A 21,989-nucleotide genomic window follows, 5' to 3' on the forward strand; every position below is an offset into this window, starting at 1 on the left:
CCGCGCCAGTGCAGAAATTATTTCGTGCCCTTGATCGCCGCCTGGCCGATCTTGAAGAACACATCGGTGTTGTCCATCACGCCGCTGAACAGCGAGGCCCCGCGGCCCAGTGCCGACAGCGGGATGTCGGTCGCGGTGTGCACCGCCTGGTCGCCCGGCACCTGCCCCGTGACCAGGAAGCCCTGGCCCTGGTTGCGCACGTTCGGATTGGCCGGGTAGCCGCTCTGCGGCGCCTGGCCGACGAAAGGCTGCTGGGAATCCTGCGTCGGCGTCGCATTGGCCAGCCAGCTCTCGTACCGGTCCGCATTGGCGCCATAGCCGATCAGCATCTTGTAGTCGACGTCGGTGCTCTGCGGGTAGCCGTCGGCGGCGATCGTGTACTTCGGGAACTTCGCCGCCTGGTACACGCCGACCACCGGGTCGCGCAGCGTCGCGGCCGTCGGGGCGCTGGCTGCCTCCGCCGGCGCGGCGGCCGCGCGGATCGCGGCGATCGGCTTGGTCGACGCGCCGATGATCGCCGCGCCCGAACATTCATGGTCGGCCGTCACGATGACCAGCGTGTCCGGGTGCTTCGCCGCGAAGTCCTTCGCCACCTGCACCGCGCGGTCGAACTCGATCACCTCCAGCAGCCAGCGGTCGGTGTCCATCAAATGCGCCTGCTTGTCGATCGACGCCCCCTCGATCAGCGCGACGAAGCCGTTCTTCTGCTTCGCCAGCACCTTCAGCGCCGCATCGGCCATCTCGTCGAGCATCGGCTGGTCGGGGAAGCCGTAGTCGTCGACGATGGTCGAGACGCCGCGGCGCTTGTTGATCTTGTCGAACGCGACGTTCATGTTCGAGTACGCGAACAGGCCCAACAGCTTGTCGGCGCTGCCGGCGGCCGCCAGGCCGGCACGGTCCGGCGCGTAGGCGAAGCCGGCCCCTTGAAAGTCGGCGATCAGGTCGCGCGCCGGATCCTTCGCACCCTTGGCGGCACCCCAGCCGGTGACGACGTCGGACGGCAGCACGTAGTCGGTCTTCGCGTCGCGCTGCGAGCCGTTCACCGCCTGGCCGTTGCGCGAGCCGTCGGCCTTCAGCGCATCGCCGTTCGGCAGGAACCACTTGCGCCCGCCGCCCATCAGCACCGTCAGGCCGCTCAGGTTGCGGTCGTCCAGGAACTGGTCGACGATGCCGGTGCCGTTGCCGCGGTTCGAGGTGTGCACCGCGTTCGCCGCCGGCGTCGCATCGAACACGTCGGCCGTGGTCACCACGCCCAGCGCCTTGCCCTGCGTGCGGTGCAGGTACTCCGACAGGTATTCGACGCGCGGGTTGTCGAACGCGTCGGCGGTGTCGTCGGGGAACACGCCTTCCTGGTTGTTGGCCGCCTTGTTGCCGGTCACGTAGTTCGACATGCCGGGCGACGAATCGGTGACGATGGCATCGAGCGACGAGGTCATCACCATGCCGGTGTTCGGGAAGGTGTCCATCGCCAGCGGCGACTGCGCCTTGCCCTGCGCATAGCCCTTGGCCATGATGCGCGCCGCGGTGCGGTGCGCCGCGCCCATGCCGTCGCCGAGCAGGATGATGATGTTCTTCGCCTTGCGGCCGGCACCGGTGAGGGCAACGACCTCGAAGTTGCCGGTCGCGCTGACGCGCTGGCCGTCGCTTTGCGTCGCGTTGACCGTCAGCTTGTGGATGCCGGGCCGGGCGTTCGAGTAGGCGCGCTGCGACACCACCGCGGCGTTGGTGCCGGCCGGCAGGCTCAGCCCCGTCGTCACGACGCTGGTGACGCCGGTGGACGGTTTCAGCGCGACGCCGTCGACCACGAACTCGAAGGACGACAGCGTGGTGCCGGCATCCAGCCGCACGGTGGCCTGCAGGTCGAAACGCTGGCCGGGCAGGAAGCGCGCGATCACCGGCGGGTTCGGGTTGTTCGACGCGAACAGCTCGCTGGGCGGCACCAGGCGGGTCACGCCCGGGGCGGCATGGGCCGAGGCGGCGGCCAGCAGGGCGCCGGCCAGCAGCAGTTGAACGGGGCGGGTCATTTCGAGGTCTCCAGGACTGCAGATGCGGATTCGGGGGGCGCGACCAGGCGCTGCGACGCGTCGGCGTCGAGCAGCAGGCGAACGAACGAGATGCGGCCATCGGCCTCGGGCTTCGCGCCAACCTGCAGCGTGCCGCTGACGGCGACGAGGCCGGGGCGATACGGCACGGCCCGCGCGGCCAGCGGGTCGGCCAGGTGGACGTAGAGCGTGGCGGCCGGCAGGTCGTCGGCGAAGCTTTCGTCCTCGTCGCCCAGCGACACCGGCAGCGGCGTCAACAGAGCGATGCCGGGCGCCGCGAAGGCGCCATCCTGGTGCGCGATGTAGCCGGTGATGCGAACGGGCTGCCCGTCCAGCGACAGCAGGCGCTCGCTCGGCGCCAAGCCGCGCGGGCCGATGGGCAGCTTGAAGAAGTCGCGGAATTTCAGGTCCGCCACGGGCTCGGCATGGGCCGCGACGGACCCAAGCAGCGTGGCTGCGCACAGCCACGCTTTCCAACGACGACGCATGGGTCTCCCTCCAACAGCTCCCCGAGCAAGGCGGATGATCGCGCAGGCAGATGACAGGCGCATGAAGGACGATCCCCGGATTGGCATCCGGGGCCGTTGGTCAATTCACTGGCGTCAGCTTGGCCACCGACAGCGCCAGCCACTTCATCCCATGCCGCCCGAAGTTGATCTGCGCCCGCGCGTCGTCCCCCGCCCCTTCGAGCGTCACGATGACGCCTTCGCCGAACTTGTTGTGGAACACGCTCTGCCCGGTGCGCAGCCCATGGCTGGACGTCGTCTTCGGCCCGCCCGGCTGCACCACCGACGACGCACGCGGCTCGACCCGCCCGGCGCCGACGATCGAGTTCAGCCCCGAGCCGCGCGCCCAGGCCGACTGGTACTCGCGCGCAAAGCCCGAGCCGAAGCCCTGGTTGCGCGGCGTGATCCATTTCAGCGCCGCCTCCGGCAGCTCGTCGAAGAAGCGGCTCTTCACGTTGTAGCGGGTCTGCCCGTGCAGCATGCGGGTCTGGCTGAAGCTCAGGTACAGCCGCTTGCGCGCCCGCGTGATCGCCACGTACATCAGGCGCCGCTCCTCTTCCAGCCCGTCCAGGCCGGACACGCTGTTCTCGTGCGGGAACAGCCCTTCCTCCAGCCCGGTGATGAAGACCGCGTCGAACTCCAGCCCCTTGGCCGAGTGCACCGTCATCAGCTGCAGCGCATCCTGCCCGGCCTGCGCCTGGTTGTCGCCCGCCTCCAGCGACGCATGCGTCAGGAAGGCGGCCAGCGGCGACATGATCTCGCCGGTCTCGGCATCGGGCGTCTGCTCCAGCGCGGCGATCGTTTCGGCGCCGCCGTGCTCGTCCACCGGCAGCGCCACCGCGTTCTTGCCGAAGCCCTCCTGCGTGACGAAGGCCTCGGCGGCGTTGACCAGTTCCTCCAGGTTCTCCAGCCGGTCCTTGCCTTCCTTGTCGGCCTTGTAGAAGTCGACCAGGCCGGACGCATGCAGCATGTGCTCGATGATCTCGCGCAGCGTCTGGCCGCGCGTCGCCTCGCGCATCGCATCGACCAGCGCGACGAAGGCCTGCAGGTTGCCACCCGCCTTGCCGCTGAGCGCGCCGACGCTCTGGTACAGGCTGCGCCCGCTGTGGCGCGCCGCATCCTGCAGCTGCTCGATCGAGCGCGCGCCGATGCCGCGCGTCGGGAAATTGACGACGCGCAGGAAGCTGGTGTCGTCGTTCGCGTTCTCGACCAGCCGCAGGTAGCTCAGCGCGTGCTTCACTTCGGCACGCTCGAAGAAGCGCAGGCCGCCATACACCTTGTACGGGATGCCGGCGTTGAACAGCGCGCTCTCGATCACCCGGCTCTGCGCATTGCTGCGGTACAGCACCGCGATGTCGCGGCGCGCGATGCCGTCGCGGTGCAGCTGCTGCGCCTCCTCGACGAACCACTGTGCCTCGCCGAAGTCGCTGGTGGCCTCGTAGACCCGCACCGGCTCGCCCGGGCCGGCCTCGGTGCGCAGGTTCTTGCCCAGGCGCCGCGAGTTGCGCGAGATCAGCTCGTTCGCCGCATCGAGGATGTTGCCGAACGAGCGGTAGTTGCGCTCCAGCTTGATCACGTTCTGCACCCGGAACTCGCGCTCGAAGTCGGCCATGTTGCCGACCTGCGCACCGCGGAACGCGTAGATGCTCTGGTCGTCGTCGCCGACCGCCAGCACCGCGGTGTCGGGCCCGGCGAACACCTTCAGCCAGGCGTACTGCAGCCGGTTGGTGTCCTGGAATTCGTCGACCAGGATGTGGCGGAAGCGCCGCTGGTAGTGCTCGCGCAGCGCGGTGTTGTCGCGCATCAGTTCGTAGGTGCGCAGCATCAGCTCGGCGAAATCGACCACGCCCTCGCGCTGGCACTGCGCTTCATAGGCTTCGTACACCTTCACCAGCGTGCGCGACTGCTCGTCGCGCTGCTCGACATCCTTCGGGCGCAGCCCGTCCTCCTTGCTGCCGGCGATGAACCAGGTCACCTGCTTCGGCACGAAGCGCTCTTCATCCAGGTTCATCGCCTTGATGACGCGCTTGACGGCCGACAGCTGGTCGGCCGAATCGAGGATCTGGAAGCCCTGCGGCAGCCCGGCCAGCTTCCAGTGCGCGCGCAGGAAGCGGTTGCACAGCCCGTGGAAGGTGCCGATCCACATGCCGCGCACCGGCACCGGCAGCATCGCGCCCAGCCGCGTCAGCATCTCCTTGGCGGCCTTGTTGGTGAAGGTCACCGCCATCACGCCGCCGGGCGACAGCTGGCCGGTCTGGATCAGCCATGCGATGCGCGTGGTCAATACCCGCGTCTTGCCGGACCCGGCACCGGCCAGGATCAGCGCCGGCTGGGCCGGAAGCGTCACCGCGGCCAGCTGTTCGGGGTTCAGGTTGTCGAGAAGGCGGCCGTCGGCGCCGGAAGAAGGATGCTCGCGGGAGCCGTCGTCATGCATGCGGCGATTGTAGGGATGGACGCCGGCCGGGCCGCCTCCTACGATCCCATCCTTGCCGAGACACCCGAGGGACGCCATGGAGCAGTACCCAGCCATGCCCCGATCCGCCCCGCGCCTGCCGTGGGTCGACAGTGCCAAGGCCGTGGGCATCGTGCTGATGTTCTACGGCCACGTGGTGCAAAGCCGCGCCGGCGACAGCGCGGCCGCCCTCGACCAGCTGCGGCTGATCTACGCCTTCCACATGCCGCTGTTCTTCGTGCTGGCCGGGTTGTTCTTCCACCCGGTGCCGCGGCTGCTGCCGCGCGTGCGCACGCTGGCGGTGCAGCGGCTGGTGCCGGTGCTGTTCTTCGGGCTGCTGCTGCTGCCGCTGTGGTCGCTCAGCGCGGTCAAGCACCATGTCGTCTGGTGGTACTACGTGCAGCCGCTCGGCGCCGCCTACCTGCGCGGCATGCCCGAGCTGAACTGGGTGACCTGGTTCCTGGTCTGCATGTTCGTCTGCGAGCTGATGGCGCTGGTGGTGCTGCCGCGCCTGCGTCACACGGCGCTGCAGCTGCTGTTCGCCGCGGCCTGCATCGTCGGCGGCGTGTTCCTGTGCAACCACGGCGATGCGCTGGAAGGCTGGGTCGGCGCGGTGAGCCGGATCTGGTTCGTGCGCGAGGCCATCGTCGCGCTCGGCTTCTACACCGCCGGGCATGCGCTGCGGCCCTTCCTGCAGCAGCTGGCCGGGCACCGGGGCATCGCGCTGCTCGTCTCGGTCGCCAGCCTGTGCGCGCTGCTCGCCACCTACCGGCTGAACCAGCCGCACGACGCGCAGGCGGTGATGATGGCCGCGGCCCAGCACGGCGACGCACTGGGTTTCGCGTTCAGCGCGCTGGCCGGCACGCTGGCGGTGGCCGGCCTGGCCATGCTGCTGCCCGCCACGCGCATCGCCGGCTGGCTGGGGCGCAACAGCCTGCCGCTGATGGGCTTGAACGGCGTGTTCTTCCACTTCTTCAACCCGAAGCTGGCCGAAAGCGTCGCGCTCGCCGACGACCCGCTGGCCGTCACCGGCTACGCGCTGGCGCTCAGCGCGGTCTCGCTGCTCGCCTGCGTGCCTTTCGTCGCGTTGATGAACCGCTTCGTGCCGCAGCTGATCGGCAAGCCGCACCATCCGACACCAGCAACCGGGCACGGCACAAGGGCAAGCCACGCCGCGTAGAATTCGTCACCGGGCCCAAATTTTGGCGCCCGGTTTTTTTTTGGGCCGGGTTCCAAGTCAAGCGCTCTTCTTCACCCTTTGGAGCCTGACCATGGAAATCTTCGACTACGACAACGTCCTGCTGCTGCCGCGCAAGTGCCGCGTGGACAGCCGCTCCGAATGCGATGCCTCGGCCGAACTCGGCGGACGCAGCTTCAAGCTGCCGGTGGTGCCGGCCAACATGAAGACCGTGGTCGACGAGCCGATCACGCAATGGCTGGCCGCCAACGGCTACTTCTACGTGATGCACCGCTTCGACCTGGACAACGTGGCCTATGCGAAGCGCATGCGCGAGCGCGGCCTGTTCGTCTCGCTCAGCTCGGGCGTGAAGGCCGAGGACTACAAGGTGATCGACCGGCTCGCCGCCGATGGCGTCGGTGCCGACTACATCACCATCGACATCGCGCACGGCCATGCCGAGAGCGTGCGCAAGATGATCGAGCACATCAAGCTGCGCCTGCCGAAGACCTTCGTGATCGCCGGCAACGTCGGCACGCCCGAGGCGGTGATCGACCTGGAGAACTGGGGCGCCGATGCCACCAAGGTCGGCATCGGCCCGGGCAAGGTCTGCATCACGCGGCTGAAGACCGGCTTCGGCACCGGCGGCTGGCAGCTCAGCGCGCTGAAGTGGTGCGCGCGCGTCGCGACCAAGCCCATCATTGCCGACGGCGGCATCCGCGACCACGGCGACATCGCCAAGAGCGTGCGCTTCGGTGCCGCGATGGTGATGATCGGCTCGCTGTTCGCCGGCCATGAAGAGTCGCCGGGCAAGTCGGTCGAGGTCGACGGCAAGCTGTTCAAGGAGTACTACGGCTCGGCCAGCGACTTCAACAAGGGCGAGTACAAGCATGTCGAGGGCAAGCGCATCCTCGAGCCGGTGAAGGGCAAGCTGGCCGACACGCTGCGCGAGATGCGCGAGGACGTGCAGAGCTCGATCAGCTATGCCGGCGGCACGCGGCTGGCCGACATCCGCAAGGTCAACTACGTGATCCTGGGCGGCGACAACGCGGGCGAGCATCTCTTGATGTAGAAGGCCGAGCGAAGGGCGCGGGGCCCCCGCAGGGGGATCGACCCGCGCAGCCTTCGGTGAGACAGCGGGGCTCGATGCCCCGATGCCGGGAGCTCGCAGGCCGGTGGGCCTGTTTGTGTCATCTCCGACACGGGGCGACACGGCACCCCACCAAGACGCAACCTGCGCGCAACACGGCGTGGTTTCAATCGAGCGGTGCGGCGCTGCCGTTCCCCTCGATCCAAAGGAACCCCTGTGAAGCTGAGAATATTCGCGCCCCTGCTCGCGGCCGTGGCCGCCCTGCCCTTGCTGCTGACCGCCTGCGGAGGCGGCGGCAGCGACGGACCAGGCTATGTGCGGCTCGTCAATGCATCGTCCAGCAATGCGTCGCTGGACCTGTACGTGAATGACGCGAAGGCCAATTCGGCCATCGCCACCAACAGCGTGGGCGACTACGCGAGCATCGGCTCCGGCAGCTACACCTTCTACCTGAAGAGCGCCGGTTCGAGCACCGCGGTGCTGTCGACGGCACAGTCGGTGAGCGACGGCGTTCGCAACACCCTGGTCGCGTACAACACGGCCGGCTCGCTGCGCTCGCGCTACCTGACCGACAACGAGGCGGCCCCGACCTCGGGCACCGCGAAGTTCCGCGTCTTCAACACCTCGTACGAGGCCGGCAGCCTCGACGTCTACGTGACGGCGCCGACCGACTCGCTGACCAACCTGACGCCGAACGCGCCGACGGTGGGCGGCGAGCGCTTCTCGACCTACGGCGAAATCACCGCCGGCACCTACCGCATCCGCGTGACCGCCGCCGGCGACGAGACCGACGTGCGGCTGGACATCCCGTCGGTGACGCTGTCCGACCAGCAGATCCAGACGCTGGTGCTGACCTCGACGCCGGGCGGCGTGCTGGTCAACGGCCTGATGATCAACCAGCAGGGCGCGCTGCAGACGCTGGCCAACGGCTACGCGCGCGTCCGCCTGGTGGCCGGCGCCACGTCCGCCGGCACGGTGGCGGCCACGGTGAATGGCGTCGCGCTGTCGGCCGGCACCGTCTCGACCGGCAAGCCGCCGGCGATCGGCAGCTACATGCAGGTGCCCGCGGGTGCCTTGACGACGGCGGTGTCGATCAACGGCACCGACGTCAGCCCGAGCGGCCTGAGCGCCACGGCCGGCGCCGACCTGACGCTGCTGGTGCTGGGCACGGCCACCGCGCCGCAGGTCTCGCTGATCAGCGACGACAACAGCCCGGCGCTGACCAGCGGCTACGTGAAGCTGCGCCTGGTGAACGGCGTCAACGGCCTGAATGCGGCACTGACGCTCCAGGCGAACAACGGCGTGCTGAGCAAGAGCACGAACATCGCCTATGGCAACGCGGCGGAGTCGACGCTGGTGGTGGGCAGCACGACCGCCAGCCCGACGCCGCTGGAGGTGGACTCGGCGACCTCGTCGAGCGCCCTCTACAGCGCCAACGTCGCGCTGCTGACGCCGGGGGTGTACACGCTGTTCATGCTGGGGGATGCGGCGGCGCCGGCGGCGGTCCTCCGACTCGACCGCTGAGGATGACGGCCCCCCAGTCGCTGCGCTCCTGCCCCCGAGGGGCGCCACGCCAGGGGCCTGGCAAAGCCAGTTCCCCGGCGCGTGGCTTGATCGGCCGCTTCGCTGCGCTTGCCCCGGGGTATCCGGGATGTCACATCTTGATGGTGAGCATGATGCCGAAGGCGCCGTCCGCGGCGCGCGCCAGGCTCAGTTCGCCACCCAACTGGCGCGCGATCTGCGACACGATGGCCAGGCCCAGGCCGCAATGGCCGAGCGAGCTGCGCTGGCGGTCCAGCCGAACGAAAGGCTGCAGGGCCTGCGCGAATTCGGCGTGGCTGAGGCCGGCGCCGTGGTCGAACACCGAAATGGCGATGCCGCCCTCGCTGCGGCCCAGGTCGACCACCACCGGCCGCTGGCCGTACGCCAGCGCGTTGTCGATCAGGTTGCTCAGCAGGCGCTGCACCGCGATGTCGGGCAACTGCTCGTCGACGCCGTCGCCGCGCAGCGTGACGCCGGGATCGGCATACATCGCCACCACCGCGCGCCCGGTGTCCCACAGCGGCTGCAGGCGGCCGAGCTGGATGTCGGCGCCGCCCTGCACATAGGCGAGGAACTGGTCGACGATGCGCTGCACCGACCCCAGGTCCTGCAGCAGCGCGTCGCCGATCGGTTCGTCGCACTGGGTCTCGATGCGCAGCCGCAGGCGCGACAGCGGCGTGCGCAGGTCGTGCGACACGCCGGCCAGCAGCTGGCCGCGCGTGCGGTCGGCCTCGTCGACGCTGCGCGCCAGCGAGTTGAACGCGATCGCGATCTGCTGCAGCTCTTCGCTGGCGTCTTCGGGCAGTTCGAGCGCGCGCAATGCACCGCGCCGCGTGCCGATCTCGTGCGCCAGGCGCTTGAGCGGCAACGCGATCACGCGAAAGCCGATCCACAGGCTCAGCGCCGCGGTGCCGAACAGCAGCGCCAGCAGGGCCAGCAGCGTGATGGTGGGCGCATTGCGCGGCGAGGCATGGCGGTGCACGAAGTTCCAGCGCTCGCCGTCGATGTCGGCCTCGATGCGCAGCACCAGGCCGTTGCGGTCGCTGATGTCGAGCACCGCGTCATGGCCGAGCGAGCGGGTGACGATGTCCTGCAGGCCGCCGGGCAGCTCGATCGAGGGACGGCGCAGCGAGCCGACGACGTCGGGCCCGCCGTCGGGCGAGCCGCTGCGGCCGACCCAGAAGGGCCCGTACGACAGCTCGATCGCGACCCGGTCGCGTTCGTCCGGCGGCGTGGTCAGCAGGTTCTGCTGCGCCTGGTGCGCCTCGCCGACGACGGCCACCAGCATGCCTTCGCTGAACGGCTCGAACAGCAGCGTGCGCAGCAGCAGCAGTTGCGCCACCAGCGAGGCGACGCTGATCAGCCCCACCAGCCAGGTGACGCGCCCGGCCAGCGAGCGGGGCAGCCAGGGCATCAGCGTGTCGTTTCAGGCACGAACATGTAGCCGTGGCCGCGCACGGTCTGGATGAAGCGCGGGGTGCCGGGGTCGGATTCGACCAGCTTGCGCAGGCGCATCACGGTGACGTCGATGGCGCGCAGCAGCAGCGATTCGCTGCGCGAGTGCGACACCGCGAGCAGGCGCTCGCGCGAGACCGCGACGCCGGGGTTGGCCACCAGTTCGGCCAGCACCGAGAACTCGACGGTGCTGAGCACGCGCGTGGCGCCGTTGCGGAACAGGCAGCGGGCGCTGACGTCGAACACGCTGCCGCCGAACTTGACCGGGGCCTGGTTCATCTGCGACAGGCCGGGCGGCACGATGGCGCGGCGCAGCACGGCGTGCACGCGGGCGAGCAGTTCGCGCGCCGAGAAGGGCTTGCCGAGGAAATCGTCGGCGCCCATCTCGAGGCCGAGCACGCGGTCGATCTCTTCGCTGCGCGCGGTGAGGATGATGATGGGCACGCGGTCACCTTCGGAGCGCAGCTTCTGGCAGGCCTGCAGCCCGCTCATGCCGGGCAGGCTGACGTCGAGCACGACCAGGTCGGGGCGCAGTCGGTGGATGCGGCGCAGCAGGTCTTCGGCGGTCGCCATGCCGGTCACGACCAGGCCCTGCTTCTCCAGGTAGTCGCACAGCATGGTGCGCAGAGGGTTGTCGTCCTCCACGACATAGAGGTGATAGGGCTTGGTCATGGGGCGTCAGCTTAGTGAGGCCGCGTTGCCGGGGTGCTTCTGGTGCGTGTCTCCGCGTGTCGGATCATGTCACGCGGGGCAGGAGCTCAGTCCGCCCACATGCTCCGCCGCTCCCCGGGTTCGGCCTGCCGCGCCGCCCGCTGGACGAGCCGCGCCGAGCGCTCGCGCGCGGCCAGGCCCGCCACCGGGCAGCTGCCGCTTTGCAGATACGCCACCGCGGCCCCCGTCAGCGCCTCGGCCGGATCGCCCATCACGCCCGTGAACGTGTCCGCCACGCTGCAGGTGGCCGCGATGCCGTCGTAGTAGCCGCCCACCCCCTGCGCATTGGTGGCCGCGAAGTTGACCGCGTTGAAGGTGTTGCCGCAGGACGGGCGCGGCTGGAAACCCACCGGCTTGCCGCAGGTGGCATCGCCGATGGTCACGACGGTGGCATAGGGTTTCAGCCCGTTGACCACCAGCTCGCTGGCCGAGCAGGTGCGTGCACCGGTCAGCACGACGATGCGGTTGAAGGCCGCGCCGGGCACCGAACCCAGGCGGTAGCTGCCGTTCGAGGCGGACTGCCGGCTGTTGAAGCTCAGGTTCGCGAACACCTGGTCGAGCCGCGCCGAACCGGTGACCTCGGTGGCCAGCACCGCCGCGGTCGAGACCCGGCCGCCGCCGTTGTAGCGCAGGTCGAGGATCATCTCGGTGGCGCCGGCCGCGCGGAACTGCGCGAAGGCATCGTCCAGCGGCGCCTCGGCCTGCGTGATGAAGTCCTTCAGCACCAGGTAGCCGGCCTTGGCACCGGTCGACAGCGTCAGCAGCCGGGTCGCCGACACCGGCGTCAGCGCGAAACTGCCGGCCGTCAGCGTGACCGTCTTCGGGCCGCCCGCGGCATCGATCACCAGCGTCAGCACGTCGCCCGCCTGCGCCGGCGTGAACGCGCTGAAATCGTCGGCCGCCACCAGCTCGGCAGCCGTGCGGCCGTTGACCGAGCTGATCACGTCGCCGCGCGCCAGCCCGGCGGTCGCCGCCGGCGACAGCGGCTCGACGTAGCGCACCCGCAGCGGCAGCTGCAGCTCCAGCCCGTTCACCGACACGCCATAGCCCAGCGTGCGCCCTTCGCCGAAGAACTGGTTGAACGACGCACTGCTCTCGATGTAGCTCCAGCGGTCGGCCGGCACGCCGGCGGCGCCGGTGAACAGCAACGCGCCGAAATAGTCGGGCACCGTCGCATACGGCCCCGGATCGGGGCTCGGCGACTGGCCGCTCCAGTAGTACCAGTCGGTCATGTAGTTGCGCAGCCWGGTCTTCTGCGTGGCGACGTCGCAGGACGGCGCGCCGCCGCTGAGCGGCAGGCCGTCGTCGTTGCCGCCGCAGCCGGCGACCAGCACCAGGCCGGCGGTCGCCAGCCACAGCTTCAGGGATGGGCAACGCATGCGGCTCTCCAGGGCATCGTGGACGGGCTTCCACCATAGCAGGACCGGGGCCCCGCCTACAATTCCACCCTTTCCTCCTGCCCTTGTCCGCGCCCATGACCGAGCTCGCCAAATCGTTCGAACCCGCCGCCATCGAGGCCCGCTGGGCGCCGCTGTGGGAGCAGCGCGGCCTGTACGAACCGACGCTGGACGCCGGCAAGCCGTCGTTCAGCATCCAGCTGCCGCCGCCCAACGTCACCGGCACGCTGCACATGGGCCACGCGTTCAACCAGACCATCATGGACTCGTTGACCCGCTACCACCGCATGAAGGGCGACAACACGCTGTGGGTGCCCGGCACCGACCACGCCGGCATCGCCACGCAGATCGTCGTCGAGCGCCAGCTGGAGCAGCAAGGCCAGCACCGCCGCGACCTCGGCCGCAAGAACTTCGTCGCCCGCGTCTGGGAATGGAAGGAGAAATCCGGCTCGACGATCACCGGACAGATGCGCCGCATGGGCGCGTCGGTGGCCTGGCAGCACGAGTACTTCACGATGGACGAGAAGCTCTCGCCCATCGTCACCGACACCTTCGTGCAGCTGTACGAGCAAGGCCTGATCTACCGCGGCAAGCGGCTGGTGAGCTGGGATCCGGTGCTCAAGTCGGCCGTCTCCGACCTCGAGGTCGAGAGCGAGGAAGAAGACGGCTCGCTGTGGCACATCCGGTACCCGCTGGCCGACGGCTCCGGCTCGCTGGTGGTGGCCACCACGCGCCCCGAGACCATGCTCGGCGACACCGCGGTGATGGTGCACCCGGATGACGGACGCTACCAGGCGCTGATCGGCCGGCAGGTCGCGCTGCCGCTGTCCGACCGCACGATCCCGGTCATCGCCGATGACTACGTCGACCGCGAGTTCGGCACCGGCGTCGTCAAGGTGACGCCGGCGCATGACGTCAACGACTACGCCGTCGGCCTGCGCCACCAGCTGCCGATGATCGGCGTGCTGGACCTGGACGCCAAGGTCAACGACAACGCGCCCGCGCCGTACCGCGGCCTCGACCGCTTCGTCGCGCGCAAGAAGGTGGTGGCCGACCTGGAGGCACTGGGCCTGCTGGTCGACGTCAAGAAGCACCGGCTGATGGTGCCGCGCTGCGGGCGCACCGGCGCCATCGTCGAGCCGATGCTGACCGACCAGTGGTTCGTCGCCGTCAGCAAGCCCGGCCCCGACGGCAAGTCGATCGCGCAGAAGGCGGTCGACGCGGTCGCGACGGGCGAAGTGAAGTTCGTGCCCGAGAACTGGGTCAACACCTACGACCAGTGGATGAAGAACATCCAGGACTGGTGCATCTCGCGCCAGCTGTGGTGGGGCCACCAGATCCCGGCCTGGTACGGCACCGGCGGCGAGATCTTCGTTGCGCGCTCCGAGGAGGACGCGCGCGCCAAGGCACGGGCCGCCGGCTACGTGGGCGAGCTGCGCCGCGACGAGGACGTGCTCGACACCTGGTATTCGTCGGCGCTGGTGCCGTTCTCGACGCTCGGCTGGCCCGAGCCGACGAAGGAGATGGAGCTCTTCCTGCCGTCCAGCGTGCTGGTCACCGGCTACGAGATCATCTTCTTCTGGGTCGCGCGCATGATCATGATGACGACCCACTTCACCGGCCGCGTGCCGTTCCGCACCGTCTACATCCACGGCATGGTGCGCGACAGCGAAGGCAAGAAGATGAGCAAGTCCGAAGGGAACGTGCTCGACCCGGTCGATCTGATCGAGGGCCGCGACCTGGACACGCTGGTGCAGAAGTCCACCGTCGGCCTGCGCAAGCCCGAGACCGCGCCCAAGGTGGCGGCGCGCGTGAAGAAGGAGTTCCCCGACGGCATGCCGGCCTACGGCGCCGACGCGCTGCGCTTCACGATGGCCTCGTACGCGAGCCTGGGCCGCAACATCAACTTCGACACCAAGCGCTGCGAGGGCTACCGCAACTTCTGCAACAAGCTCTGGAACGCCGCCAAGTTCGTGCTGATGAACTGCGAAGGCCAGGACTGCGGCCTGGCCGAGCACACCAAGGAACAGTGCGCGCCGGGCGGCGAGTTCGCCGGCTACCTGTCGTTCTCGCAGGCCGACCGCTGGATCACCGGCGAGCTGCAGCGCGTGGAAGCCGCCGTCGAGCAAGGGTTCGCCGACTACCGGCTCGACAACGTCGCCAACGCGATCTATCAGTTCGTGTGGACCGAGTACTGCGACTGGTACATCGAACTCGCGAAGGCCCAGCTGCTGCACGGCGACGACGCGGCCAAACGAGCCACCCGGCGCACGCTGCTGCGCACGCTGGAGACGGTGCTGCGCCTGATGCACCCGATCATGCCCTTCGTCACCGCCGAGCTGTGGGAGGTGGTCGCACCGCTGGCCGGCCGCAAGGCGCCGGGCTCGGACCAGAGCATCGTCACCGCCGCCTACCCGAAGGCCCAGCTGGACCGCATCGACCCGAAGGCCGATGCGTGGATGGAGCGCATGAAGGGCCTGATCGCCGCGGCGCGCAACCTCGCCAAGCAGATGCAGGTCAGCAAGCCGGTGCCGCTGTACGCCGTCGGCGACGGCGATTTCGTCCGCGCCGGGGCGGTCTACCTGCAGTCGATCTGCCGGCTGTCAGCGGTGCAGGTGTTCGACGACGAGGCCGCCTTCCTCGCGGCGACGACCCAGCTGCCGGTGGCGGTGCAGGGCGAGACGCGGCTGGCGCTGCACGTCGAGATCGACGTCGCGGCCGAGCGGGAGCGCGTGGGCAAGGAGATCAAGCGCGTGGAGGGCGAGCTCGTCAAGGTGCACGCCCAGCTGTCCAGGGAGAGCTTCGTCGCGCGCGCGCCGCAGGCGGTGGTCGATGAGATGAAGCAGCGCCTCACCGATTTCACGGCAGAGCTGGATCGGCTGCGGCATCAAGCGGCACGCCTGGGTCCGTCGTCCTGAACTCGCGCGGCGCGCCGGGCGTGATCGCGAGCAGTTCGTCGATGCGCCGGGCCACCGCCCACGAACTGCGCAGCCGCGATTCGCGCGTGGTGCTGGCCACGCGCGGCGTCACCTGCAGCGTGTCCATGCCGTTCAGCGGGCGGCCCTCTTCGAGCGCGCCGGGTTCCAGGCTGTCGAGCCAGACGGCCGAGACGCGGCCGCTGGTCAGCACGTCGGCCAGCGATTTCTCGTCGAACAGCCCCGAGTGCGCGATGCTGACGATCACCTGGTTCGGCTTGCAGAACGGCAGGAAGCGCTCGCCCAGCAGCCCGTGGTAGCGGCTGAAGTAGCTGAGCGCGACGCACACCGCGTCGGCCTGCTCCAGCAGCTCGCGCAGCCCGAGCGGCGCGACGTGCCAACGCTCCCAGACGCTGTCGCTCGCGTGCAGCGACGGGTCGTAGCCGACCACCCGCGAGCCGAAGCCGCCCAGCATCCGCGCCATCGCCTTGGCGGCCGGCGGCATGCCGATCAGCCCGACGGTGCAGGCGCCCAGCTCGCGCCCGACCAGCATGCCGTCGGAGCCGACCACCGGCACGCGGCGCAGCAATGACAGCAGTGCGCCGATCATGAACTCGGCCTCGGCCTGGGCGGTGGCGGTCTGGCTGCGCACCACCTCGATGCCGGCGCGGGCGCAGGCGTCGAGGTCGATGTTCTCGGCGCCGGCGCTGACCCGGCCGACGGCACGCAGCACCGGGGCGTAGTGCAGCGCCTGCGCGTCCAGCGCGACGGAAGGCGGCAGGATCAGCGCCCGCACGTTGTAGAGCGACTGGCGGAAGGCGCGCATGTCGCGTGCCAGTTCGGGCGCATGGCGCAGCGAATAGCGCGCATCGAGCCACTGCATGACTTCTGCTTCCAGCGGTTCGATGATCAGCAAGTCCATGCGGCTTCGAAAGGCTCTGCCCGGTGTCACAGGCCCTCCAAAAGCCCGTGACACAATGGTTTTCGTCGATTAATTCACAGCCGAGGATTGTAAGTAAATGTTTGTCAACAAGGCGATCTTTCCCGTGGCCGGCCTCGGCACGCGTTTCCTGCCCGCGACCAAAGCCCAACCCAAGGAAATGCTGCCGGTGGTGGACAAACCCCTCATCCAGTACGCCGTGGAAGAGGCCTATGCGGCCGGCGTTCGCGAAATGATTTTCGTGACCGGCCGGCACAAGCGCCCCATCGAAGACCACTTTGACATGACCTTCGAGTTGGAGGTAGCCCTCGAACAGGCGGGTAAGCAAGAGTTACTGGACGTGGTGCACAGCGTCAAGCCGGACGACATGGAGTGCGTCTACGTGCGCCAGGCGCAGGCGCTGGGCCTCGGGCACGCGGTGCTGTGCGGGCAGCGGCTGATCGGCAACGAGCCGTTCGCGGTGCTGCTGGCGGACGACCTGATGGTCGGCGAGACGCCGGTGCTCAAGCAGATGGTCGAGCAGTTCGCCGAATGGCGGGTGTCGATGCTGGCGGTGCAGGAAGTGCCGCCGGAGCACACCAAGCGCTACGGCATCGTCGACGGCCGGCAGGTGAACGACCGGCTGATCGACATCACCCGCATCGTCGAGAAGCCGGCGCCGGACGTCGCGCCGTCGCGCCTGGGCGTGGCCGGGCGCTACATCCTGACGCCGGGCGTGTTCAGCGAGATCGCCAACCAGCCGCGCGGCGTGGGCGGCGAGATCCAGCTGACCGACGGCATCGCCGGGCTGCTGCGGCGCGAGAAGGTGTTCGCCTACCGCTACGAGGGACGGCGCTACGACTGCGGCAGCAAGGAAGGTTTCCTGGAGGCCAACGTGGAGTTGGCGCTTGCTCACCCGGTGCTGGGGCCGGGTTTCCGGACGTACCTGAAGAATCTGGAGTTTTGACCCCCGGATGGCAATGCGGGTCAGCGCCGCCGAAGCAGATGAATGAATTCTTCGTTCACGGCCGTCTGCTCGACGAGTTCATTCCCCGTCTGCCGCGCGAACGCCTGGAAATCGCGCATCGACCCCGGGTCGGTGGCAATCACCTTCAGCAGTTCGCCGCTGTTCATGTCGGCCAGCGCCTTCTTGGCCTTCAGGATCGGCAGCGGGCAGTTCATGCCGCGGGCGTCGACTTCTTTCTGGGCTTCCATCGCGAATCCTTTCAGCTGGGGTCGACCGGCCGCGGCATCAGCTCGCGCCACTGCGGCGTGATGCCGCGCGAGGTCAGCCAGTCGGCCAGTGCATAGCCGGTGCCGGCCGGCCAGCAGCGCACCGTGTCGGTCGTGAAGAGCTTGTACTCGGCCAGTTCCGGCGACAGCCTGATCTCGCCGCGCGCCACCGCGTGGTACGCGATGATCACCTGGTTCATGCGCTGGAAATCGTAGGCGCCGATGATGGACAGGCTGTCGACCGTCAGCGAGGTCTCTTCCATCACCTCGCGCGTGATGCCTTCGTGCGGCGTCTCGCCGGCCTCCATGAAGCCGGTGATCAGGCCGAAGTACTTGCCCGGCCAGGCCGCGTTGCGCGCCAGCAGCAGTTGCCCGTCGCGGTCGGCCAGCTCGATCACCGCGGCCAGCACCGGCGTCGGGTTGTTCCAGTGCGTCCAGCCGCAGGCCGGGCAGCGCAGCCGGCTCTTCGGGCCGCCGTCCTCCTCCAGCGTGACCGGCAGCAGGCCGGTGGCGCAGTTCGGGCAGAACTTCGTTTCGTAGGTCATGCGGGGAACACTCCTGTCGACAGGTAGCGGTCGCCGCGGTCGCAGACGACGAACACGAGGGTCGCGTTCTCGACGCGTTTCGCGGCTTCGAGCGCCACCCAGCAGGCCCCGGCCGCCGAGATGCCGCCGAACAGGCCTTCCTCGCGCGCCAGGCGCCGCGCCATCTCTTCGGCGGCGTCCTGCGTGACGTTGACGGTCTCGTCGATGTACGTCGGGTCGTAGATCTTCGGCAGGTAGGCCTCGGGCCACTTGCGGATGCCGGGGATGCGCGAGCCTTCGGCCGGCTGCGCGCCGATGATGCGGATGGCCGGGTTCTTCTCCTTCAGGAAGCGCGAGGTGCCGGTGATGGTGCCGGTGGTGCCCATCGCGCTGACGAAGTGCGTGACGCGGCCTTCGGTGTCGGCCCAGATCTCGGGGCCGGTGGTCTCGTAGTGCACGCGCGGGTTGTCGGCGTTGGCGAACTGGTCGAGCACGCGGCCCTTGCCGTCGCGCTGCATCTGCTCGGCCAGGTCGCGGGCGTATTCCATGCCGCCGCTGCGCGGCGTGAGGATCAGCTCGGCGCCGAAGGCCTTCATGGTCTGGGCGCGCTCGATGCTCAGGTCTTCCGGCATGATCAGCAGCATGCGGTAGCCGCGGATCGCGGCCGCCATCGCGAGCGCGATGCCGGTGTTGCCCGAGGTCGCCTCGATCAGCGTGTCGCCGGGGCGGATGTCGCCGCGCTCTTCGGCGCGGCGGATCATGCTGATGGCCGGCCGGTCCTTCACCGACCCGGCGGGGTTGTTGCCTTCGAGCTTGGCCAGGATCACGTTGCCGCGCTTGTCGTTGTCGGCGCCCGGCAGGCGCTGCAGGCGCACCAGCGGCGTCTGTCCGATCACGTCTTCAAGGGTCTTGTACGGGGTCATGCAGGGCTCCTCGGCGCATTGTCGCAGGGCGCGCAAGGGACGCCCGCACCGGGGGAAATCGTCCGCGGCACGCGCCCGGCAGGCCCCGGTGTTCGCTACCGCACAGACGCGGCCCGCGCCCCCGGACGAGGCTGCGGCATGCACATGCCGACACCCGCCAACCTGGTGTACCTGTCGACCGGCAACCGGCGCGAGTTCGGACGGCGGCCGACGGTGTCCAGCCATGCGCTGGACCGCTCCGGCCTGTTCACCGACGCGGCCCTGTCCGAACTGATCGACGGCTTTCCGCGCCAGAACCTGCACGCGCTGACCATGGGGACCGACCCGGCGCACCACGAAGAGAACCTGCCCGCGCGCCATGACGGCCTCAGCGGCGCCGAGCTGCTGCGCGCGGTGAAGCGCGGCTGCCTGTGGCTCAACCTGACGCGGGTCGACCGCGCCGACGCACGCTTTCGCACGCTGATCGACGGCCTCTATCAAGCCCTGTCGGACCAGCTGCCGGGCTTCAGGCCCGTAGCCAGCCAGGGCAACCTGCTGATCTCGTCACCGCGCGCGATGGTCTACTACCACGTCGACGGGCCGGCCTCGGTGCTGTGGCACGTGCGCGGCCGCAAGCGCGTGTGGGTCTATCCCGCGCTCGACCCGCGCTTCGTCGAGCGCGAGGCGCTCGAGGACATCTTCGTCGGCGCCCGGCACGAATACCTCCCCTTCGACCTGTGCTTCGACGCCGCAGCGCAGACCTACGACCTCGAGGCGGGCCAGTGGACGGCCTGGGCGCAGAACGCGCCGCACCGGATCTGCAACCTCGAAGGCCTGAACGTGTCGCTGTCGACCGAACACTTCACGCGCGAAAGCCGCCAGCGCGCGCGCATCCATGCCGCCAACCGCTTCCTGCGCCTGCGTTTCGGCTGCCGCGACCTGTCGACACGCGAAGCCGGGCCGTCGGCCCAACTGAAGATCGTGGCGCACCAGCTCGCTCGTCGCATGGGGCTGGATCGCGTCACCACCAAGCAGCAGGCACCGGCCACGCTGCGCGTCGACCCCGACGCCCCCGGCGGCGTGGTCGCGCTCGATGCGTCGGCACGCCCGGTGCGGGTGCCCCCGTGATCGCCGTCCGGTGCTTCGGTTCGCTGGCCGAGGCCACGGGGCTGCGGCACGAGATCGACGCACTGAACGATCTCGCCGCGCGGCCCGACCCGTTCTCCACCTTCGCCTTCCTCCAGGCCTGCCTGCGGCACGACGCACATCCTCCCGCCGGCCAGCGGATGCAGCTGTGGTTCCTGGCCGCCTTCCGGGGCGACATGCTGGTCGGCTACCTCGCGCTGAAGCGGGTGGCCCGGCGCGTGCTGGGCATCCCGGTGGCCACCGTCGACTTCCTGGTCAGCCGCGACACCGACCGGCCCCATCCTGTCGCCCGCCCCGAAGACCTGCGCGAGGTCTGCGCGTCGTTCTACGCCTACCTGCTCGCGCGCCGGCACGACTGGAGCTACCTGGAGTTCCGGCAACAGGACGCCGCATCGGCGCTGTTCCCGCCGCCCGCGGCGGTCGATCGCGCGGGCTACCTGGTGCGGCAATGGCCGACCCTGGAGAACTGCACGATCCCGGTCCGCTGGACCAGCCTGTCGGCCTACTTCCGGGCGCTGTCGAAGAAGCTGCGCTCCAACCTCAGCCGCCAGTTCCAGGCCTTGTTCGCCGAGGGCGAAGTCACGCTGCTGGGGTCGTCCGATCCCGCCACCACCCCGGCGCTGCTGGAGCTCTACCTGAGCATCGAGGCGCACAGCTGGAAGGCGCAGGCCCAGGCGAGCCTCGGCCGGCAGCGCGAGCGGCTCGCCCGCTTGCGATGCCTGCTCGACAAGGCGCAGCCGATGCGGGTCTCGATCCAGGTGCTGTTGGTCGACGGCGTGCCGATCGCCGGCCTCATCAACGGCGCCTTCCGCGACGGCCTGCACGCGCTGCACATCGTCCACGACGACCGGGCGAGCCGCCTGGCACCGGGCACCGCAATGCTGCTGCTGGGCATGCGCCAGGCCATCGAGGGCGGCAGCGCGTACTTCAACCTGCTGTCCGGATTCCACTACTACAAGGCACGCTGGCTTGCCGAGGCCACCGAGCTGCACGTCGCGCAGATCTACCGGCCGGGCAGTCTCCCGTACTGGCACCGGATCCTGGGCGACTGGAAGCGGCGCGTCCTCTCCGCGCGCCAGCGCGAGACGGTGGCCCGCTTCAACCCGCTGCGTCGATCGCTGGCACCTGCGGCGTCCCTGCTGGACCTGGACGTCGCCGGCCGGGCGCGCTGCGACGCGATGGTGGCCGCCGTGCGGCGCGGGCATGGCGAGTTCCTGGGTTCGGCCGGCTTGGCCGCCGTGCTGCCGTTCCCCGTGCAAGCCTCGCCTCAGGCCGCGACGGCGAGCCGCGGCTCGCGCCCGCGCAAGGACAGCAGCACGACGCCCGACAGGCTGATCAGTTCGCCTGCCAGCATGCCCAGCACCGCGCCGGTCACGCCGAACCGCAGCATGCCCAGGTAGCTGGCGCCCAGCGAAACGGCCGCGCTCAGCAGCGTCAGCAGGGTCAGCGAGCGGAATCGCGCCTGCGCCGCCAGCAGGTAGGCCAACTGGTCGCGCACCACCAGCACCAGGAACACCAGGCCCCACGCCAGCAACAGCGCATCGCGCTGCGCGAAGTCCTTGCGGAACACGGCCGCGAAGATCCAGTCGCGCATCAGCCACAGCAGCCCCAGGTAGAACAGCGTGGCCGCCGCCAGCCCGAGCGCGAACCCGCACAGCCGGCGCAGCACCAGGCCGGCGCCGTGCCGATGCAGCCAGCCCGCGGCGAGCGGCAGCATCAGCGAGCCGATGCCGGTCGACAGCAGGTTCACCGGCATCAGCAGCAGGCGCGTGGCCGCGAGGGCCGCGACGGCCGCCACGTCCAGCGTGCCGGCGACCAGGTAGACGGTGCCCTGGCTGAAGGTCCAGTGGATCGCGGCCCCGGCGCACGACCAGGCCGCCAGTGGCGCGATCTCGCGCAGCACGCCCGCCGCGCCGCTGCCGTCCCACGCTTCATGGCGGCGCAGCGCCCGCGCCAGCAGCAGCGCGCCGGCCAGCCC

17 protein-coding genes are annotated in these 21,989 nt (G+C 69.5%); 7 read left to right on the top strand and 10 right to left on the bottom strand.

Translation table 11 applies throughout. The features are described 5' to 3' along the window. Nucleotides 1–17: 17 nt before the first annotated feature. The 3 genes from AC1DYN_RS20885 to AC1DYN_RS20895 all read right to left on the bottom strand — a co-directional run bounded on the left by AC1DYN_RS20885 (nucleotide 18) and on the right by AC1DYN_RS20895 (nucleotide 4,982). Nucleotides 18–2,024, bottom strand: a complete 2,007-nt coding sequence (locus AC1DYN_RS20885; RefSeq protein ID WP_477963026.1) for an alkaline phosphatase — start codon at nucleotides 2,022–2,024, stop codon at nucleotides 18–20. Further along, entirely contained in the window at nucleotides 2,021–2,530 is a 510-nt protein-coding gene (locus AC1DYN_RS20890) for a hypothetical protein (protein WP_477963027.1), read from the bottom strand. Before AC1DYN_RS20890 ends, AC1DYN_RS20885 begins: the two co-directional genes overlap by 4 nt. A gap of 100 nt (nucleotides 2,531–2,630) precedes the next feature. Beyond that, nucleotides 2,631–4,982 (bottom strand): UvrD-helicase domain-containing protein, encoded by a 2,352-nt coding sequence (locus AC1DYN_RS20895; RefSeq protein WP_477963028.1) that lies wholly within the window; start codon nucleotides 4,980–4,982, stop codon nucleotides 2,631–2,633. Nucleotides 4,983–5,076: 94 nt separating this feature from the next. Here AC1DYN_RS20895 and AC1DYN_RS20900 point away from each other — a divergent pair, with 94 nt between their 5' ends. From AC1DYN_RS20900 to AC1DYN_RS20910, 3 genes are all read left to right on the top strand, one after another. Further along, nucleotides 5,077–6,180, top strand: coding sequence for an acyltransferase family protein (locus tag AC1DYN_RS20900; protein WP_477963029.1), 1,104 nt, complete (start codon nucleotides 5,077–5,079; stop codon nucleotides 6,178–6,180). Nucleotides 6,181–6,271: 91 nt separating this feature from the next. Next, nucleotides 6,272–7,249: a GMP reductase gene (locus AC1DYN_RS20905; RefSeq protein ID WP_477963030.1), complete on the top strand. Its 978-nt coding sequence runs from the start codon at nucleotides 6,272–6,274 to the stop codon at nucleotides 7,247–7,249. Between the two features lie 234 nt (nucleotides 7,250–7,483). After that, a complete protein-coding gene (locus AC1DYN_RS20910) occupies nucleotides 7,484–8,791 on the top strand; it encodes a DUF4397 domain-containing protein (RefSeq protein ID WP_477963031.1) in 1,308 nt (435 codons plus the stop codon). 130 nt (nucleotides 8,792–8,921) lie between these two features. Here AC1DYN_RS20910 and AC1DYN_RS20915 read toward each other — a convergent pair whose 3' ends face one another. The 3 genes from AC1DYN_RS20915 to AC1DYN_RS20925 form a co-directional block, all read right to left on the bottom strand. Beyond that, nucleotides 8,922–10,223: an ATP-binding protein gene (locus AC1DYN_RS20915; RefSeq protein ID WP_477963032.1), complete on the bottom strand. Its 1,302-nt coding sequence runs from the start codon at nucleotides 10,221–10,223 to the stop codon at nucleotides 8,922–8,924. Further along, entirely contained in the window at nucleotides 10,223–10,936 is a 714-nt protein-coding gene (locus AC1DYN_RS20920; protein WP_477963033.1) for a response regulator, read from the bottom strand. Before AC1DYN_RS20920 ends, AC1DYN_RS20915 begins: the two co-directional genes overlap by 1 nt. A gap of 86 nt (nucleotides 10,937–11,022) precedes the next feature. Beyond that, nucleotides 11,023–12,354 (bottom strand): S41 family peptidase, encoded by a 1,332-nt coding sequence (locus tag AC1DYN_RS20925; protein ID WP_477963034.1) that lies wholly within the window; start codon nucleotides 12,352–12,354, stop codon nucleotides 11,023–11,025. 95 nt (nucleotides 12,355–12,449) lie between these two features. Between AC1DYN_RS20925 and AC1DYN_RS20930 the strand changes: the two genes are divergently transcribed. Continuing rightward, on the top strand, nucleotides 12,450–15,290 hold the full coding sequence (locus AC1DYN_RS20930; RefSeq protein WP_477963035.1) for a valine--tRNA ligase: 2,841 nt from the start codon (nucleotides 12,450–12,452) through the stop codon (nucleotides 15,288–15,290). Here AC1DYN_RS20930 and AC1DYN_RS20935 read toward each other — a convergent pair. Then, a complete protein-coding gene (locus AC1DYN_RS20935) occupies nucleotides 15,232–16,209 on the bottom strand; it encodes an NAD(P)-dependent oxidoreductase (protein ID WP_477963036.1) in 978 nt (325 codons plus the stop codon). The two genes, AC1DYN_RS20930 and AC1DYN_RS20935, sit on opposite strands and share 59 nt — an antisense overlap. 97 nt (nucleotides 16,210–16,306) lie before the next feature. Here AC1DYN_RS20935 and galU point away from each other — a divergent pair, with 97 nt between their 5' ends. Further along, nucleotides 16,307–17,173, top strand: a complete 867-nt coding sequence (galU, locus tag AC1DYN_RS20940) for a UTP--glucose-1-phosphate uridylyltransferase GalU (RefSeq protein WP_477963037.1) — start codon at nucleotides 16,307–16,309, stop codon at nucleotides 17,171–17,173. Nucleotides 17,174–17,193: 20 nt separating this feature from the next. Here the strand turns inward: galU and AC1DYN_RS20945 are convergent, their stop codons facing one another. The 3 genes from AC1DYN_RS20945 to cysM are packed head-to-tail and all read right to left on the bottom strand — an operon-like array spanning nucleotide 17,194 to nucleotide 18,886. Continuing rightward, a complete protein-coding gene (locus tag AC1DYN_RS20945; protein ID WP_477963038.1) occupies nucleotides 17,194–17,421 on the bottom strand; it encodes a sulfurtransferase TusA family protein in 228 nt (75 codons plus the stop codon). 11 nt (nucleotides 17,422–17,432) lie between these two features. Further along, nucleotides 17,433–17,984, bottom strand: a complete 552-nt coding sequence (locus tag AC1DYN_RS20950; RefSeq protein WP_477963039.1) for an NUDIX domain-containing protein — start codon at nucleotides 17,982–17,984, stop codon at nucleotides 17,433–17,435. Then, nucleotides 17,981–18,886, bottom strand: a complete 906-nt coding sequence (cysM, locus tag AC1DYN_RS20955; protein ID WP_477963040.1) for a cysteine synthase CysM — start codon at nucleotides 18,884–18,886, stop codon at nucleotides 17,981–17,983. Before cysM ends, AC1DYN_RS20950 begins: the two co-directional genes overlap by 4 nt. A 138-nt stretch (nucleotides 18,887–19,024) precedes the next feature. Here cysM and AC1DYN_RS20960 point away from each other — a divergent pair, with 138 nt between their 5' ends. Next, on the top strand, nucleotides 19,025–19,993 hold the full coding sequence (locus tag AC1DYN_RS20960; protein WP_477963041.1) for a hypothetical protein: 969 nt from the start codon (nucleotides 19,025–19,027) through the stop codon (nucleotides 19,991–19,993). Continuing rightward, the gene (locus tag AC1DYN_RS20965) at nucleotides 19,990–21,411 is read left to right on the top strand and encodes a GNAT family N-acetyltransferase (protein WP_477963042.1); all 1,422 of its coding nucleotides are present in this window, start codon (nucleotides 19,990–19,992) and stop codon (nucleotides 21,409–21,411) included. The genes AC1DYN_RS20960 and AC1DYN_RS20965 overlap by 4 nt, the downstream gene beginning before the upstream one ends. Nucleotides 21,412–21,989 lie beyond the last annotated feature (578 nt).

The organism is Rhizobacter sp. P2_D12, from assembly GCF_056404395.1.